Annotated in this window: 16 protein-coding genes; 13 read left to right on the plus strand and 3 right to left on the minus strand. The window is 58.8% G+C overall.

Features of this window, described 5'->3' with window-relative positions:
* Window positions 1-310: 310 nt before the first annotated feature.
* Window positions 311-1,630, minus strand: coding sequence for a multidrug effflux MFS transporter (locus AC3WJU_RS04040; RefSeq protein ID WP_492259185.1), 1,320 nt, complete (start codon window positions 1,628-1,630; stop codon window positions 311-313).
* Between the two features lie 94 nt (window positions 1,631-1,724).
* Here AC3WJU_RS04040 and AC3WJU_RS04045 point away from each other — a divergent pair, with 94 nt between their 5' ends.
* The 8 genes from AC3WJU_RS04045 (at window position 1,725) to AC3WJU_RS04080 (ending at window position 8,416) form a co-directional block, all read left to right on the plus strand.
* Window positions 1,725-2,630: a helix-turn-helix transcriptional regulator gene (locus AC3WJU_RS04045; protein ID WP_492259186.1), complete on the plus strand. Its 906-nt coding sequence runs from the start codon at window positions 1,725-1,727 to the stop codon at window positions 2,628-2,630.
* A gap of 186 nt (window positions 2,631-2,816) precedes the next feature.
* The gene (locus AC3WJU_RS04050) at window positions 2,817-3,551 is read left to right on the plus strand and encodes a GAF and ANTAR domain-containing protein (protein ID WP_059388067.1); all 735 of its coding nucleotides are present in this window, start codon (window positions 2,817-2,819) and stop codon (window positions 3,549-3,551) included.
* A 16-nt stretch (window positions 3,552-3,567) separates the two neighbouring features.
* Window positions 3,568-3,825 carry a hypothetical protein gene (locus AC3WJU_RS04055; protein WP_492259187.1) on the plus strand — a complete coding sequence of 86 codons (258 nt, stop codon included), beginning with the start codon at window positions 3,568-3,570 and terminating at the stop codon, window positions 3,823-3,825.
* A complete protein-coding gene (locus tag AC3WJU_RS04060; protein WP_492259188.1) occupies window positions 3,822-4,601 on the plus strand; it encodes a GAF and ANTAR domain-containing protein in 780 nt (259 codons plus the stop codon). The genes AC3WJU_RS04055 and AC3WJU_RS04060 overlap by 4 nt, the downstream gene beginning before the upstream one ends.
* A gap of 116 nt (window positions 4,602-4,717) precedes the next feature.
* On the plus strand, window positions 4,718-5,437 hold the full coding sequence (locus AC3WJU_RS04065) for a GAF domain-containing protein (RefSeq protein ID WP_492259189.1): 720 nt from the start codon (window positions 4,718-4,720) through the stop codon (window positions 5,435-5,437).
* 9 nt (window positions 5,438-5,446) lie between these two features.
* Window positions 5,447-5,779 carry a hypothetical protein gene (locus AC3WJU_RS04070; protein ID WP_492259190.1) on the plus strand — a complete coding sequence of 111 codons (333 nt, stop codon included), beginning with the start codon at window positions 5,447-5,449 and terminating at the stop codon, window positions 5,777-5,779.
* 331 nt (window positions 5,780-6,110) lie between these two features.
* Window positions 6,111-7,310: a hypothetical protein gene (locus AC3WJU_RS04075; RefSeq protein WP_492259191.1), complete on the plus strand. Its 1,200-nt coding sequence runs from the start codon at window positions 6,111-6,113 to the stop codon at window positions 7,308-7,310.
* 980 nt (window positions 7,311-8,290) lie between these two features.
* On the plus strand, window positions 8,291-8,416 hold the full coding sequence (locus AC3WJU_RS04080) for a hypothetical protein (protein WP_492259192.1): 126 nt from the start codon (window positions 8,291-8,293) through the stop codon (window positions 8,414-8,416).
* A 209-nt stretch (window positions 8,417-8,625) separates the two neighbouring features.
* Here AC3WJU_RS04080 and AC3WJU_RS04085 read toward each other — a convergent pair whose 3' ends face one another.
* The gene (locus AC3WJU_RS04085; protein WP_492259193.1) at window positions 8,626-9,369 is read right to left on the minus strand and encodes an ABC transporter permease; all 744 of its coding nucleotides are present in this window, start codon (window positions 9,367-9,369) and stop codon (window positions 8,626-8,628) included.
* Between the two features lie 6 nt (window positions 9,370-9,375).
* Complete coding sequence (locus AC3WJU_RS04090) at window positions 9,376-10,083, minus strand: ABC transporter ATP-binding protein (RefSeq protein WP_492259194.1); 708 nt, start codon at window positions 10,081-10,083, stop codon at window positions 9,376-9,378.
* A 674-nt stretch (window positions 10,084-10,757) separates the two neighbouring features.
* Here AC3WJU_RS04090 and AC3WJU_RS04095 point away from each other — a divergent pair.
* The 5 genes from AC3WJU_RS04095 (at window position 10,758) to AC3WJU_RS04115 (ending at window position 16,335) form a co-directional block, all read left to right on the plus strand.
* Complete coding sequence (locus AC3WJU_RS04095; protein ID WP_492259195.1) at window positions 10,758-11,207, plus strand: hypothetical protein; 450 nt, start codon at window positions 10,758-10,760, stop codon at window positions 11,205-11,207.
* A gap of 38 nt (window positions 11,208-11,245) precedes the next feature.
* Window positions 11,246-11,944: a sporulation delaying protein family toxin gene (locus tag AC3WJU_RS04100; RefSeq protein ID WP_492259196.1), complete on the plus strand. Its 699-nt coding sequence runs from the start codon at window positions 11,246-11,248 to the stop codon at window positions 11,942-11,944.
* Window positions 11,945-12,119: 175 nt separating this feature from the next.
* Window positions 12,120-12,548, plus strand: coding sequence for an SdpA family antimicrobial peptide system protein (locus AC3WJU_RS04105; protein ID WP_492259197.1), 429 nt, complete (start codon window positions 12,120-12,122; stop codon window positions 12,546-12,548).
* Window positions 12,539-13,492: a sporulation-delaying protein SdpB family protein gene (locus tag AC3WJU_RS04110; protein WP_492259198.1), complete on the plus strand. Its 954-nt coding sequence runs from the start codon at window positions 12,539-12,541 to the stop codon at window positions 13,490-13,492. Before AC3WJU_RS04105 ends, AC3WJU_RS04110 begins: the two co-directional genes overlap by 10 nt.
* Window positions 13,493-14,340: 848 nt before the next feature.
* Entirely contained in the window at window positions 14,341-16,335 is a 1,995-nt protein-coding gene (locus AC3WJU_RS04115) for a DUF262 domain-containing protein (RefSeq protein ID WP_492259199.1), read from the plus strand.
* Window positions 16,336-16,337 lie beyond the last annotated feature (2 nt).

Consider the following 16,337-nt stretch of genomic DNA (forward strand, 5'->3'; position numbering starts at 1 on the left):
CTGGTTCGGAGAGCTTGTGGGTTGCCGCCGTGTGGGCTATTTCGTCGCAGTGAAGAAGCACAAGACGGATGCGTTCCAATTCGCGCGAGGGCACGGATGGCCATTGCCGAAAGAGTTGTTGAAGGGCACTGTGCCTGGGTAGGTGGTTCCGCCAAGATTCATCGGAGGTGTCTCGCGTCCAGGATCCCCGGCGCCGTGCAGCGGGAACATGGGGGTGACTGGGTTGAATAGGTGCCATGACTGACCTCCTCGTACTAAATCGAGAAAGCCAGCTGCTTGACCCCTACCAGCATAAGTGACCCAGGTCATATCAACCAATTTCGGCTTGCTTGGAATCGCGTGGGGCTGGTGGACGCCCCGCGGGCGTGCTGGGCCGGGCCACGATGAGGAGGCCGACGAGGGACAGCAGGGCCCCGACGATCATGATGGCTGCCATCGGGACGGCTGTGTCCGTGCCGCCCAACCCTGCGATCGGCGCGATGATGCCGGCTGTGGTCCATTGCACCAGGCCAAGGACGGCGGAACTCGTGCCCGGGTGCGCCGGTACTTCGGCCGAGGCAAGGGCACCGCCGTTGGTATTGATCAGTCCCTGGGCCACCATGAGCGCGAAGAAGCTGCCCATTGCCACGAGTAGAGGAGTGCCCCACCAGAGGGCCCCGGCAAGCATGACGATGCCGGCGGCGAGCGCGATGGCCTGTCCTACGAGGATGACTCGTCGGGTGGGTACCCGGCCCGCCAGCCGTGCCGAGACGAGGGCGGCGATGGTCATCCCGCCGGCGTTCGAGGCGAAGACGATGGAGTACGCCACCGGGGAGAGTCCGTTCATGTTCTGCAGGATGAACGCGGACGTGGCGACGTAGGCGAACAAGGCGATGAATGCCGAAGATGCCACCATGACGTATCCAACGAACCGGCGGTTCGCCAGGACAGTGCGCGCCGCGTGCCCGAATTCACGCAGTCCACCCGCGTGACGTTTCCCGGGCGGCAGGGATTCCGGCACGACGAACAGCGCACAAAGGGTCATCAGGACACCAAGTGCCGCCAGCGTCCAGAAGGTCATCCGCCACCCGGTCAGCTGCAGGATCACCGCGCCCAGCAGAGGGCTGATGATCGGTGCCACGCCCCCAATCCCCATCACGACGTTGAGCACCCGGACCAGCTGCGGGCCGTGGGCCAAGTCTACGATGACGGCGCGGCCGATCACCATCGCCCATCCCCCGCCAAAGCCCTGCAGGAACCGGGCAACCATCATGAATCCGATGCTCGGGGCCAGGGCGCAGCCAACCGTCGCGATGGTCATGAGGATCGTGCCCGCCACAAGCGGCAGGCGTCGGCCGCGTTGGTCGCTGAACGGACCCCCGACCAGTTGCCCGAGCCCCATCCCGGCAAAGAACGTCGTCAGCGTCAGCTGCACCGACGACGCCGAGGTGCCGAACTCTTCTGACACGCGTGGGAACGCCGGGACATACATGTCGGTGGCAAGGGGTGCGACTGCAGTCAAGAAGATGACAGTGGCGACTAGTGCTGCCGGGACAGTCCCTGCCGTCGCAGCCCGTGTGGTTGTCGGCGTCGTGCTCACGGGCATACGCTGGTGCTCCATTTCATCGAATGCTTGACCTTCGATTTCCATGAAACCCGCCATGCGCAGGCGTAGCGAGGGCCCTGCCGAAACGGGTTATGGCAGAACCTCCCAACCGTTCGTGGTTACGTCGTACCGTTTCCTTATGGATAACCGAGCCGAGGTACGAGAGTTTCTGGTCTCCCGCCGAGGACGCATCACCCCCGAGCAGGCGGGCATCGAGCCCATCGGCGGCCGGCGCCGAGTGGCGGGTCTCCGAAGGGAAGAAGTCGCCCGTCTCGCCGGGGTCAGCATCGACTACTACACCCGCCTTGAGCGTGGAAATCTCACAGGAGTCTCGGACAGCGTCCTCGACTCAATCGCTCGGGCTCTGGAGCTTGACCGCGCCGAACACGACCACCTCTATGACCTGGCACGTGCGGCCGGTCCCGCTGCGCGGAAACCCGCGAGCCCACCGGCGTCGGCCGTGCGGCCCGTGATGCAGTATCTGCTCGACGCCATCACCGGCGCCCCGGCCTTTATCGGCAACAACCGCATGGACATCGTTGCCGCCAACGCCCTCGGCTACGCCCTCTACTCCGAGATGTATCGTGGCCCGGCACGCCCCGCGAACCACTCGCGCTTCATCTTCCTGGACCCCCGCGCCCACAACTTCTACCCCGACTGGGACCGTGCAGCGAACGTCAACGTCGCGATTCTGCGCCGCGACGCGGGCCGCAACCCCCACGACAAGGACATCGCAGCACTCGTTGGCGAACTCTCCATGCGCAGCGACGAATTCCGCGCGCGCTGGGCAGCACACAACGTCCGCCGCCACTATTCAGGCACCAAGTTCTTCAACCACCCCGTGGTCGGGCTCCTGGAACTGACCTACCAGGCCATGGAACTCGAAGACGACCCAGGCCACACCCTCACGGTTTACCCCGCGGTTCCCGGCAGCCCCTCGGAAGAAGCCCTCAAACTCCTCGCCTCCTGGGCGGCAACCGAAAACTTCGCCCAGTCCCCCAAGCCCTCGCTGGACCTTAGAGCCAGCACCAAAGGTGAGGTCTGAGCCTTCTCCGCCCGCGCCCACGCGCTCTCGTGTCTTAAGTTCCCACGAGGGCGTAGTGTCGAATTAGGAGATTTCGGGATGGTCGTTCGGGTCCGGGGATTGAATATCAGGGCTGTGCGACGCGCGAGCGGCCACGGCTGCAGGCCTGGGTCGAAGATCCCGGGCGCCCCTTGGAATCGAGGCCGCATGGCCAACAACAACGCAGTACCCACCACGGAACAATTGCAGGATCTACTGCTTGAAAGCCCGGGCTTCACCGAATTTCTCCTAGGTTTGGCTACCATCTCAGCGTCGTTGTTGGACGGCAGGGAACCTCTCTTGTGCGCCATTACCGTCGAACGGGATGCCGGCCCTTCGACGGTGGCGAGCAGTACCGCTGCGGCGCAGCGCTTGGACGAGAAGCAATACGCGTTCGACGACGGCCCTTGCCTTACGGCCTTGCGTCACCAACATCGCGTGCTGATTGACGACCTGCAGGCCGACGACCGTTGGGCACAGTACGCCCACCAGGTGGATGGCGAAGGTATTCGCTCTGTCCTCGCAGTGCCTATCCAGACGGACTCTTCCTCACGCGCAGCTTTGAATTGCTACGCCTACGCACCCGGCACTTTCAACCCGGCCATCGTCGCCCGCGTATTGGAGCATGCGGAGACAATTTCGAAGACGCTGAGGTTGGCGCTGAGGCTTCACGTCCCGGAGCCGTACCCTGAACATTTGCGCTCGGCCCTGCAATCACGGGCCGTGGTGGACGCGGCGCTGTCCTTGATCATGCTCCAGAACCGTTGTGGGCGGGACCGCGCCATGGAGCTCCTTCAGCTTGCTGCTCGGAACAACAACCGGCGTCTTCATGAGATCGCCACCGATATCCTGAACGGATCAGTCCCCCAGGATTGGACTTCCACTGGTGCGTCCCATGAATAATCGTGAGGGGTCGGGAATGCGTCATCCTGAGTGGGCATCCGCGCAACGGAGAAGCGCCGCCGAATGGTACCGTGACGGCCGCACGGCCTTGGCCGGGGTGTGGGCCTACTTTTACGGAATTGGGGGCGATGTGGATGAAATGGCTGTGGACGCGTACCTTCATGAGCTCGGCGAGCTCCCCCCATCGCAAATGAACCTTCTGGCCTTGGCAATGCGGGAACTGGACACAGACGCGATGCGGGAACTGGATTCGGAAAGGATGGCGGACACATGAATAGTGCGGAGCGGGGGCCTACCCGCACTGCGTCGGCCGGCTTGGCTGCCCACCCGAACCAGGATCTTGGCGTGACCCTCCAGGATCTTGTTTTGGAGAGCGTCGACCTGGACGAATTCCTTGCTGAGCTAGCGACCCTTGCAGCGGCCGCGCTGACAACTGCCTCCAACGCCGTCTCGTGCGGCGTCACCGTTGTGACAAGGAAAAAGGGCGTCACCACGGGCAGCAGCGATGAAAGAGTGGGCGCTCTCGATGAACTGCAGATTGAGTTCGGCGACGGGCCGTGCCTCACGGCGCTTCGGCACAATTCGGTGGTTCTTGTCGTCGATAGCCGCCACGAAAGCCGTTGGAGCGACTACATGGAGGCTGTTTGGCGGAACGGCGTTGGAGCCATCCTGGCAGTGCCGCTTGATCTGGACGGTGAAACCGAGGCCGTCATGAACCTCTATTCGACCACCCCGCACGGGTTTACAGGACCGGACATTACGGCCGCGGAGGAATTCGCCGAGGGTGCAGCAACGTCCCTTCGCCTGGCTTTGAAGATCTCCCAGTTGCGTAACGCCAAGGACGATCTCACTGCAGCCATGCAGTCCCGCTCGACGATCGATACCGCCGTCGGGATTGTCATGGCGCAGAACCGATGCGGCCGCGATACCGCCTTCAACGTTTTGACCAGGGCGTCGAACAGCCGGAACGTCAAACTCCGGGACATTGCCGCCCATGTCATTGCCTCCGTTTCGGGCGAGACGGATCCAGAAGCTTACTTCGACGAATAGCCAAAGCGCTGGGAATGGTGCGGACTAAGCTAGGAACAGCGCACCAACTGCCGTGTTGAATTCTCTTTCACAGGAACGCTGCGGCTCGATGCACTGGACCTAGATGAATGAGGACTATGGCGCGGAAACTACCGCTGGATGAACTGTCGACCGTTATCGCGCGAATCCAGGGCCTGCTGCTGACGGAAGAGAAAGTGGAACGCGCCGTGCGGTTGCTTGCCCGTGCCATCAAGGACTCTGTGTCCGGAGCGAGCGGCGCGGGGGTCTCCATCCTGGATTCGAGGGGCAGGCTGACCAGCAGTGCCTCCACGGACCACGTGGTCACCCGCGCGGACGCCCTTCAATATGAATTGGGCCAGGGGCCGTGCCTGACGGCCTGGGCGATGGAGGAAACGGTGATCGTCCGGAACGTCGAAACTGATCCACGGTGGCCGGACTGGACCGACGCCGTGAAGGGCATGCCCATCCATGCGGCGGTCAGCACCCCGTTGATCGCCGAGCAAGAATGCATCGGCGCCTTGAAGATCTACTCGGACCGTGCCGGCGCTTTCGACGAGGACGAGGCCCGACTGCTGGAACTATTCGCCGCCCCGGCAGCGACGCTGCTGGCGAATATCCAGGCCAGCGAAGCGCCACACCGCATCAGCGAGGCCCTGGCGGAGTCCCTCCACAGTCGAGACCTCGTCAACCGCGCCTGCGGCATACTGATGCAGCGCCACTCTTTGACCGTTGACATGGCCCTTGCCGAACTGATGCGCCGGGCCCGGCAGCAGAACAGCACGCTGGGCCAGATCAGTGCCGATCTCGTCGCCGGGATTCCGGCGGCCCTGGACTAAGGCCGGCCCGTGGGCTTCGATCCGCACGAACCACAACAGCAGCGCATGCTGGCCGCTGCCATGAAGTCAGCACGCATCAACGTCGGCGATCTCTGGCTCAAGTACTTCAGCCTGGGCGGCGAAGTTGGCGAGTACGAGGTGGAAGCCTATCTCCAAGGCCTCCTCTCCCTGCCCGTCCTACAACGCGACCTCCTGGCCATGGCCGCCAACGAACTGATCGACACATCCCCCCACGGTCGCGCACCCTATTCTGATGAACTCGGCAGCCCGGATGGTGAGTTTCCGAGGAAGGAACCTGGGTCCGGGACGCAGGAGCTGCCGGGGGCTGATTCCGGAGAGTAGGCGGCGGTTGCGTCGCTGGGGGTTGAGGCGTACGACGGCGGGCGGCAGCTGGGCGGTGGCGTTCAGTCCCTGCGTGGTTCAGTTGCGGAGCGCGGGGCGGGGTGCGTGGTACGTAACCACACGTAGGCCAAACACGTAGACCCCGGCTCTTCCACACTGAATTTTGCAATTTTCACACGGAGATTCGCCCAAAACGCACGGAGATTGGACCGATTCCACACGGAGACGGGCTTTCGCGGGTTTATCTTTCTCTCAGGATGGGGCCGTCAGCAGCTCAAGAGCTGACAAACCCTCCTAACCAAACAATGTCAACCTAACCCTTGGGGGGATTATGAATTGGCACCAAATTGGCTGCGTTCTGCGAGGAAAGACAAAAGCCAGTCGAGCAGTCGCAGCCGGAATTATCGCGCTTGGGTTGTTTGTCGCCCAGCCCACCTCGGCATTTGCAGCGCCACCCACGCTGGAAGATGCTAACCAGATCCTGGCCAAGACATCGACGAGAATGCAGGTCACGTCGAACTTGGTTGACCCTACAAATGACGCTGGCGTTGTTGCACCTGGGCGACCAACCGATACTGGTCAAAAGGCTCACGTTCCCAGCAAAGTCGAACTCTCAGCTTCGGGCACGGCCGAGATTCTCGTTTCGTCGGGGAATGATCAGAAGAAGCCGGACAGGAAGATCACTGCCTCGTTCGCCCATGGGAAAGCCAAGGTATCCGGGAACACTGCGGTGTATTCAACTTCTGGTGTCGACAGAAGGTTGTATGTGCGTTCCACGCCGAGTGGTGCCGATGTGTTTGTTGCCCTCGGCAGTCCCAAGGCGGATCGGACGGCGGCCTTTGACTACGACCTTCCGCCCGGGTTTACTGTCTCGGACGGAATCCCTGGTTCCAAGAACTTCTACTCGGCTCAAGGCAACTATTTGGGTTCGGTGAAGCAGGGCAGCGCCAAGGACTCTGCGGGCAACGCAGTCCCCACAACATTGGAAATTAGCGCAGCCACGATCACGCAGAAGGTACAGCCCACCACTGCGACTGCGTATCCGCTCGTGATGGCGGCCCCTTCGTGGACCTACAACTACGAGTTCTCACTGGGCTACGGCAATCACGTGGAGCCGTTCAATCTCCTTCGAACCTGCTTCAACTGCTACTTCCCGATCAACGGGGCGACGTCGACGTACCCCTACGTAGGGCAGGTCTTGGATCTGAAAATCCTCGTTGCCGGGGCGATTCAGGTTCCGGCGCCAGTGCAAATTGGTTATGCCGGAAACTTTTATTTCCAATTCACGGCACTGGCAGGGCACTTCGACGGCGAGGGATCGATTATCAATTTCGCCTCGATACCCAAGCCAAACGGCGAGAGGGCTTTAAACGTCAACGCGGCCATCGTCATTGACCGCGGAGTACTGAACGCCGGGAACCAGTACGCCGCACGTGGGCAGTGGTACCAATTTGCAAGCAACATGTGCATGGGGCTTTGGAGGACGAATGCTTCAGCCTGCAACTGGCCTGCTCTCTACCCACCCTACTAACTAAGGATCTGTCGTTGGGGAGTCTAGCGAGACTCCCCAACGACAGTTTTCGTGCGCGGCCACGCCAGTCCGCCTACAAGAGCTGCCGCACCGGCCGAAACAAGATTCGTCCACCACGGCCACTTTGAATCTGATGTCGAAGCCAAGGCCATGAGGATCAGCAACGTTGAAGCCCCGGTAATTACGGCGGCGATGGCCTTTTCAAGATCACGTCGAATCACGATCAGGCGACACGCCCAAAAGATCAATACGGCAATGATGCAACCCAAGATGGCACCTACCATCGCGCCGCCGAGGCCCGAGAGTATCGCCAATCCCGGGCCGCCGGGCCCGCCCAAGAGAAGAACCACTAGCGCATAGGCGCATCCGAACCCAGCCCCAAAGAATAATCCCCTGCTTACTGGTCTGTTCAACGTTCCCCCGTCCCTGGCGAGTTCAGAATGCCCCAAATTCCCAAAGTCTATTGCGTCTACGATAATTCGTTTCAGGGAGCCGGTGCCAGCGGTGGGACCCTGACCATATTCGGGTCGAAGTCTTCGGCCTCCAACCACGCCGCAGGTTCCTTGCCGACGAATTCCTGGACCCCGAGCGCTTCGGACTGGACGATGCGACGGCGGACTCGGCTGCACGGAGATGGTCGCCTGCGAACACTGAGACTGGCTCTTTTCACACGGATTTTTGGTGAAATCACACTGAGATTCGGTAGATCGCACACGGAGACGCCCTCGGCGGGGCTTATTTTGCTGTAGATGAAACTTCTAACTCTCTCCGCGGCCGCAATGCTCTTGATCGTTGCCGGGAACGACCGTTTGGTCCGAAACTTGTCCCGCTCCTCGTCGGAACAGGTGGTTCCAAGCCACATCAAATCCTCGCGAGAGTAATAACTGTAACTTCTGAAGAAAGCGGTATACATGAACCTGTCGGTCGTGGTGAGCCCAACAGACTTACGCCCTCTTCTCCCGGGGACCCAGCATCCTGGAGTGGGCCTACCCGAGCGAAATGTTCCCCACCCACGTTCGCGCTGCGCGGTCGGCATCACCACCGCCGTCAGCCGCATCGGTGCCGCACTCGGAACGTTCGCGCTGCACTTCGGACTCAGCTACTAGAGCATCGGCCCCCATGATTATTGACGCACTTCCTTGGTGTCCCGGCGATTCCCCGTTACCGGTCAAGAAAAGCGGGACAGAGCCGCTCTCTTTAGGGGTATCGGCTGGCAACGCCAGAGTCATTCGCTCGCTATTCGCGATTCGGCAAGGTCGGCAGGTTTTCGGGTCTTCGTCCTGCGCGGACGTTACTGGTGGATCCTTCGGGCGGACTATCTTTCGTTTGAGACCCGGTCGGCAGTGCGAAGGAGGAAGAACGCCAGTAACAGTCCCGTGAGACACCATGCGGGGGCAAGTCCATAGCCGAGCATAATTCCCGAGCCTTCGGCCCTAAGCCAAGACACTTGATATGTAAGCGGGTTGGCTGCTGATAGCCATTTGATGTACTGGGGTGCAGAGTCCAGAGGATAAAACAGCGGAGCCGCTAAAACCACCGGAAGTGATGTAAGAGTAATAACCAAATCACGCTTGGAGTATGACTGAATCCTGGCACCAGCTGCGGCCCCGAATCCTACCCAACCCACAACAATCACAGCGCCTAGCGCAATGAGTTGGAACAGTTGGTCCGGTTGCATGACGTCGGCTCCGAAAAGGACAATCGCGACTCCGGCGAGAGTTATGACTTGGGCCAGGAAAACGGAAACGGCAAATAAGACGAGACTTCCAACGTAGCCGGCAATGCCGCCGCCCTGCATGACGTAGATTGCAAATATTCCCCATTTCCTGTCATTCGCTACATCGCTCACTGTCGCGGTTCCCGCCCTGAATGCGACGAGACATATCAGACCGACAAGGATGAAGGCCGGGTAACTTCCCTCCTCCGTAGCGACCGAGCCGCTGAGCCCCCCGCCAAGAAGGATAAGAAAGGCAATGGGTTCGATGAACCGACCCAAGTAAACAGAACGCCAGTTCAACATAGACAGGAAGTGAAATTTGGTCAGAACCAGGCTGCGCATGGATGATCAGACTCCTGCCCGGGCCAGGTACCCGTCCCAGAGGTCTTCAGACAAGGGTGCAGCCAGCATGAATTCGTCAACGGGAAGGTCGGCTATGAGTTCTCCCTTGTGCACGGCAACAACCCTTGTGCAGCGTGTTGCGAATCTGGAGGTTTCATGCGTGCTGATGAGCGCCGCCGCGCCCTGCTCCATTCTGCAGTCGAGATATGCGAAGACTTTCGAGATTCCGGAGGGATCAAGACCGGTAGTCGGTTCGTCCAAGATCATCAGCGGAGGATCTCCCGCCATGGCCCTGGCTATTTGTGTGCGCCGAAGTTCCCCGCCGGACAGGGTTTCCGCAGTTCTTTCCAAGTAGTCTGCAAGGCCCATGGCGGCCGCCAACTCTTCGATAGTTTCACGGCGCTTAGCGCGTGTGGACCGCTGGCGGAGTTCCAAGCCAATGGAAATGTTCTGCCGAACCGTCAGTGACCAGTCAATGATCTCCCGCTGCGGGCACCATCCGATTTCATTCGAGGGCACGTGGAGTTCGAGCTTGCCCTGGTCCGGCCTGGTTAAGCCACCCAGGATGTCGAACAGTGTGGATTTTCCGGCGCCGTTGTGACCTACGACTGCGATGATCTCGCCTCGGGAAATTTTGATCGAGGCATTGTTGACGGCCTTGGCGGTCCTGCCAGGGTATTGCTTTGAAATGCCTCGCGCTTCGATAAGGATCATTTTCGCGCCTCAACCTCTATCAGCTCTGCTAGTTCATCGGGACTTATGGAGTCGGCACACACAATGTGTATGGCTTCCTGGGGAAGCAACGAAGCCGTTCGCGACGGTTCACTTCCGGTGAACCAGCCCAAGGGCGGTGTCGGTCCGATTCGCACCGACAACTCGGAATCGGATCTCCTGAGGGAGCCTAGCTCGCGCAAAACATCATTCTGGAGTCGTCCACCGAAAATGAGTGGTGGAACTGGGAAAAATGAGTGGTGAAACGGAGCAAATTGCGTAGTGAATCGGTATCCCGCGTGAGCAGTTCGACATCGGACACTTCCACTGGATGCGAGAGCGCCCAGGGCATACCCGTGCGCCGCCAGGCCGGGATCCCTGCCGGCTAGCAGGGTGTCGTGGGTCAGGTATGCGGGCGGTTGAAAGGGTGCGACGGCGGACTCCATACACGGAGATGCTCGCGCTGGCGAACACGGAGATGTCCGCCTGCGAACACTGAGATTGGCCTTTTTCACACTGATTTTTGGCGAAATCACACTGAGATTCAGTACTTCGCACACGGAGACGCCCTCAGCCGGGCTTATCTTGCTGTTGATGGAAGCGGCGTCGACGGCATCTCCAGCAACCTGGTTGCTTCAAAGTCCGATCGAAGTGAATGTACGGCGTTGGGGGAAGACATGGTGATATCAGAGGCCCGGCTGGAAAGTCGTTCCAAAGGTTTGATCTGGGGAATTGTTGGCGCCTCAGTCATTGTCATAGTCGTTTCCGCCCTGGTCTCGGGCATTCTATTGCCCGGACTCATCATTACGGCCGGCATCGTCGCCGTTACCTGGACGATTGTTCGGATGACCATCTCCGTCGCAATAGCCGAAGACAAAATCGTCCTCCGATGCGCGCCGTTCTATTCAACCGAAATATCGATCTCAGACGTTTTGACCGTAACCGTTGCCCAGAATACATCTGTCCCTGATGGATATGGCTTCCGGGTAATCGCCAAGAACACCCGAGGCTTGCTGGTAGGAGGGCCCGCGGTCGCTTTGGAGACGAAGCACCGCCGATGGATCGTCTCGACTGCCCATCCCGAAGAGGTTGCATCAACAATTCTGAATCAAATTGCGACTAAGTAAACAAATGCACTATTCGAACAAGAACTAACGGAGGAACCATGAACAAAGTACTCAGCAGTGGCGTCGTTTCTGCATTGCTTTTCACCGGATTGCCAGCTGGTACACCGCCTGTCGCAGCGACCAGTCCGTCCGACTCGGTTGAGGTCTTCAAGAAGAACGATGATGCAGCCGCCCGTTCCCTGTTTCAAGCTATCTGGTTCGCCACTGGAGATCAGGTGCCCAAGCTCAGCGAAAAGGTCCGAAGCCAGGGCTTCCGAACGTATCTGAACCAACACGCAAGCCAGGAAGTGGACATCCAGCAGATGGCAAACGAGGTGGCCGACCATCTTGAAAACTCACAACCGGGGTACCTAGAAAAGCTGCACAAGAATCTCACCTCCGGCGACGTCTATCAGGTCGAGTCCTCTCTAGCCGCAACAAGCACAGATGTCCTTCAGACTATTCGCCAAAAGTATGCCGCAGAAGTAGCCTCAGCGGACAAAGACGGAGGCGCGTCCGGCAATTGCCTGTGGGTGTTTGCTGTTGCCGCCGTAGCGGTCTGGAGCGGAGCGGTCGTGGTCAATTACGCAGGCATTGTCAATGTCGCTGGCGCAGTAAACGCAGTTGGCTGGTTCAACGCTTCAGTGTCGGTGAATGTTAACCGTGCTTCAAGCCTCGAGACCGTGGCTGCGACGGACGAACATCGCGCCGTCACCGAAGACACCGTGGCAGCGTTGACTGTCGCACTCGCAAAGTAAAGATCTTCCACGTCTCAAACACATGCTGCCTCTCCCCTGCCGAATACGAGCCCATTCACGGCGCATCGCGAAGTGGTACACGGGAATACCGATCCTCTTCGTTTGCGCTGTCCTGGTATATTCCATCTTCGCTGTTTCGCCTCACTCCACCTTTCATCCCCCTGGAACAGGCGCATTGAAGGAAAGCCTGTCAAGAGCGGTACCTCAAGGCTGGGCCTTCTTCACAAAATCGCCCAGGGATCCCTTCCTGCTCGTCTTCGCGAAAGGCGACGCCGGCGCGTATCGAGAGCTACTTCAACTGCCGACCGCCAAAGCCGAGAACTACTTCGGCATCAGCCGGTTCGGCCGTGGGCAGCCTGTTGAGCTCGCAAACATCGTGAACCGAGTGGCTCCCCAGAGCTGGAGCAAGTGTGGCCCCGCCACCAAGTCGTGTCTAGACGGCACCATGGGAGAAGTCGCGGTGCACAACGAGAAGCCCGACCCGAGTCTTTGTGGTTCTATCAAAGTCGTCGAGGTAGTTCCCGTCCCGTGGGCCTACAGGCACCTGACCGATGCTCGATTCCAGGCACAAAAAGTAGTCAGCTTGGAGGCCAAATGCCGCTGAGGATGTTTCAGCCTGGAATCGAGCGCGTCAAGACTGTTGCTTGGTCACCGGTCATCGGGGTGCTTCGATCTATCTTGGCCTTCGCAAGCCTACTGACGCTCAGCGCAACGCCGACCGCCAGCCTATTCCAGCCTCTTTGGGGAATCGGAGCCCAACCGGCGTGTGAGGGAATCAACGCAGTCAATCTCTTCTGTGCCTTTGGAACCAACAACCTCGATCTATCGAAGTGGGTCGCGATCGGCCTGCTGCTCTTGGTCGTGCTGGGGTACTTCCCCCAGGTCACTTGCTTCTTGCACTACTGGGTCTCGTTTTCGGTCTTCAACGGGATTGCTATTCCCGACGGAGGCGATCAAATCACTGTCGTGTTGACCCTCCTACTAATACCTATTTGCATGACTGACCTGCGCCGGAATCATTGGTCGCCCTCGCCAGACGCCATGCGCTTGACGGGCTGGCGACGCAGCAACGCCGTCGCAGGTTTGATCGGCGTCAAGATCCAGGTATCAATCGTGTATCTGCAGTCTTGCATCGAGAAGACTGCGGAAACCGAGTGGGCAACCGGGAACAACCTCTATTACACCGCCTCGGGCGTGTTCGGCCTCTCCGATCCCGTCAGAGTCCTATTTGCACCACTTCTTGAAAACGAGGCCATGGTGAGCTTCCTAACGTGGTCCGTCTTGGTGCTCGAGTTCACCCTTGCGGTGACGTTGCTGACTCCGGTTGTCTGGCGCCCCTATCTCTTTCTCTTGGCTGTACTTTTCCATGCCGGAATTGCGTTCTTCATGGGACTATGGAGTTTCGCCCTGGCTATGATCGCGGCGGACCTCATTCTGACACTCCCCCTCACAAGCGTTGCCTTCGGTCCAGGATTCTCACTGAGGGGACGCGGATTAGCGTCAGGGACCAGTCGAACGAAGCGGCCGACCGAAGACTGCACAGTCTAAAAGTCATAATGCTTCTTCCGATTCCGTCGTTCTTTGTCTTTCGCTCACGGTTGTTTCGTGAAATTGCCGACCCTGTACGCTATCTTCCGAGAGTCGCGGAACGGTCTGTGGGCATTGTGATCGGGAAGTCGAACCCGGTTCGTCTGCGGATCGCAGGCCATCGGTAGGAGGCCCTCACGTCGGACCGACAGTGGGTACGGGGTCCTCAATCGAAAAAGGTTAGACGTGCGCGATTGCGGGCAGCAGGGACCTGCAGTTCCAACGAAAAGAGTTCGCAGTCGCCGAAGCAAACGAAATTCCTCTCTGCGAACTTGAATGCTCAGGGGATTTGGTTCAGTCCGTTCTGCTCCCGAAAGGTACCGATCAGGCCATCCGCCGGCTGGCGTCGCAGACCGTGCCTCATTTGGACTGCCGAATCCTGGCCGAAATCCCTGCGTCATCCTTTAAGCCCCTCAACAAATTCATTGACCCCAACTTCGTAACGAAGAACGGCCAGTCCGGGGTGATTGCTCTCGACGAGGTAGTGGCACGCGGTGTGGGAAGCGTGATTAGTGTCAGAACCAACGTCGCCTTTGCCTGTTACCCTATTTTTGCCAGCAAGCACTCTTCGATCGCGATGGGAGATGGGCCATCTTTGGGGAGGACACCGGTGGGCCCCACGACATTATGGACGGGGACATACTCGGACCGGACCGCGACCCGAACGGCAGCTGACCTCCGCTGTCCGCGAGATGGCACCCATGTCCACCAGCGAGTGTGACAGACCCGATCAACCTGTCGGTCCGCCATGAGACGTCCCCGGGGGGGGCGAAGGACGACGCCAACCTGTTCGGCCTCAAAAAGCGACCGTGTCGACGGCCCACGACCGCGTTACTCTGAGTATTGTTGCCCTTAAAATGCAGGAATCTCTGGAGGAAACCGTGGGAAAACTGGTAGTGGAATCGATCGGGATTGCGGACCTCCTGACACGGTTGCGCACAAATACTTGGCTGATACCTTCGTTTCAACGCGACTTTGTTTGGTCCGAGGCGGATGTGATCAATCTCGTGCTGTCTGTGATTGAAGCGCGCCCCATTGGCATGGCTACGCTCTGGGAGCAACCACAAGATGCAGCGCTTAAGCTGGTTCCGGCCTCCATAGGCGACAGCCAGAACGGCGCTTCAAAAAATGTAACCCTCGCAAACGATGAAGAATCCCGTCCGAACAAGTTCTACGCGGTACTCGATGGTCGGCAGCGGTCCACAGCGCTTGCCATGGCGTTTGGCGGACTCAGAGCTACGGATGCCAGGCGCAAGTTTTCGGGCCGGTATTTCTTGGATGTCACCCAGCCGGACGTTTCCGAGCGAATCCGATATATTAAGGAGCCGCAGGTCAAGGCTAACAAGTATGACCAGTTGAGCGTGTGCGTTGGAGCTGGCCTCTTTCCGTTGGCCAACGATCAGCATGATGGTCTTATGGGCCAATGGATGAGTTACCTCCAGGAGATCAAGAACCCATCCAATTACCCCGATGGAGCCCTGCCAGATGCCCATGAACTTGAACGACGAAATTCGATACTAAAGCAAGCATTCGAAGGAATAAACGAAACGGTACTTGCTGTTTATATTGTGCCCCCGAATTACACTCTCGGTGAGATTTGTGAAATTTTTGAGACGCTGAATACGACGGGCACCAAAGTTTCAACAGTTGATCTCCTCCACAGCTGGCTCAACAGCGACACTTCTGACACCCCGCAGCCGATCCTTCTCAGAGAATGGATCGACGATCTCGGACAACTTGAGGGCGCCGTTGGTTGGGCCTCAAAGTCAGACCGCCCGGAGATCATTGCCCAGACCGCCACCGCCTGTTACCTCGTACTGGACGACCCAGACAAGCCGGACCCCCGGTCGGTTGGAGGATCGAAAGGCCAGGCGCGAATCACGGCCCTAAAGGCTGGCGACCTCCTGGCAACGCCCACCGAGTTCTGGGCGCAGGTGGTCTCATCCAGCGCCAGCCTGTCAGAGTACATCGGCGACTTTCAACGATCCGTCAGCGGCGCCTATTTCCCTTTGAGTGAATGCCCATATCCCGTTACCATGGCAATGTATTCATCTCTCCGTTGGTACATGAGCCACGATAGTCGATTCAATCTTCAGTGGACACAACATGAACTAGACGGCCTATTCAGTGCCTTCTTCTGGAGAAACTCGCTTAACGGTCGTTATGACCAAGGGTTCCTAAGTCAGAGTGCAGCCGATCTGAAGTCGTTGAAGGAAATACTTTTCCGCCGGCAAAAGGCGAGTAGCGCCAATGTGTGGGCTGCCGAGGCGAACGAATATTTATCGAAGAATGTCGGGCTGCCGCCCGAGTTTGATGATATTTATCAGAAACTCCTCCACGCTAAGCCGGCCGGCGCGCTGGGGCGTGCTCTGACCCTTCCCGTTCGCACCAGCCCCACGACTGACTTGCTCAACCCCGAAACGAAAATTACATTCCCGAGCACGAAGCCGGTAGAATTGCATCACATCTATCCAAGGGCTTGGTGCAATAACAACCAGCACGGAGCCTTGGGCGAAGTTCTCGACCCTCATAAGGCCGAATTTGATTACGTTCGGTCGGTTGCGAACCTAACACCTTTGACCAGAGAAAGTAATAATTCCTGGAAGGCAAAGACTCCCGGCCAAGCGCTTTTCGAGGAAGGAATTGCATACGAGGTGGCGAAGGACCGTCTTGACTCGCATTTCATATCTCAAGATGGCTTTGCAATTCTGACCGGGGCTGAACCCGACCCCAAGAGCTTCTGGGAAAATAGGGCTACATTGATTGCCTCGGATCTCCTTTCCAGATGCAGCGTCTCGTTGTAATC

This window comes from Arthrobacter sp. FW306-1B-F12A (genome assembly GCF_058781865.1).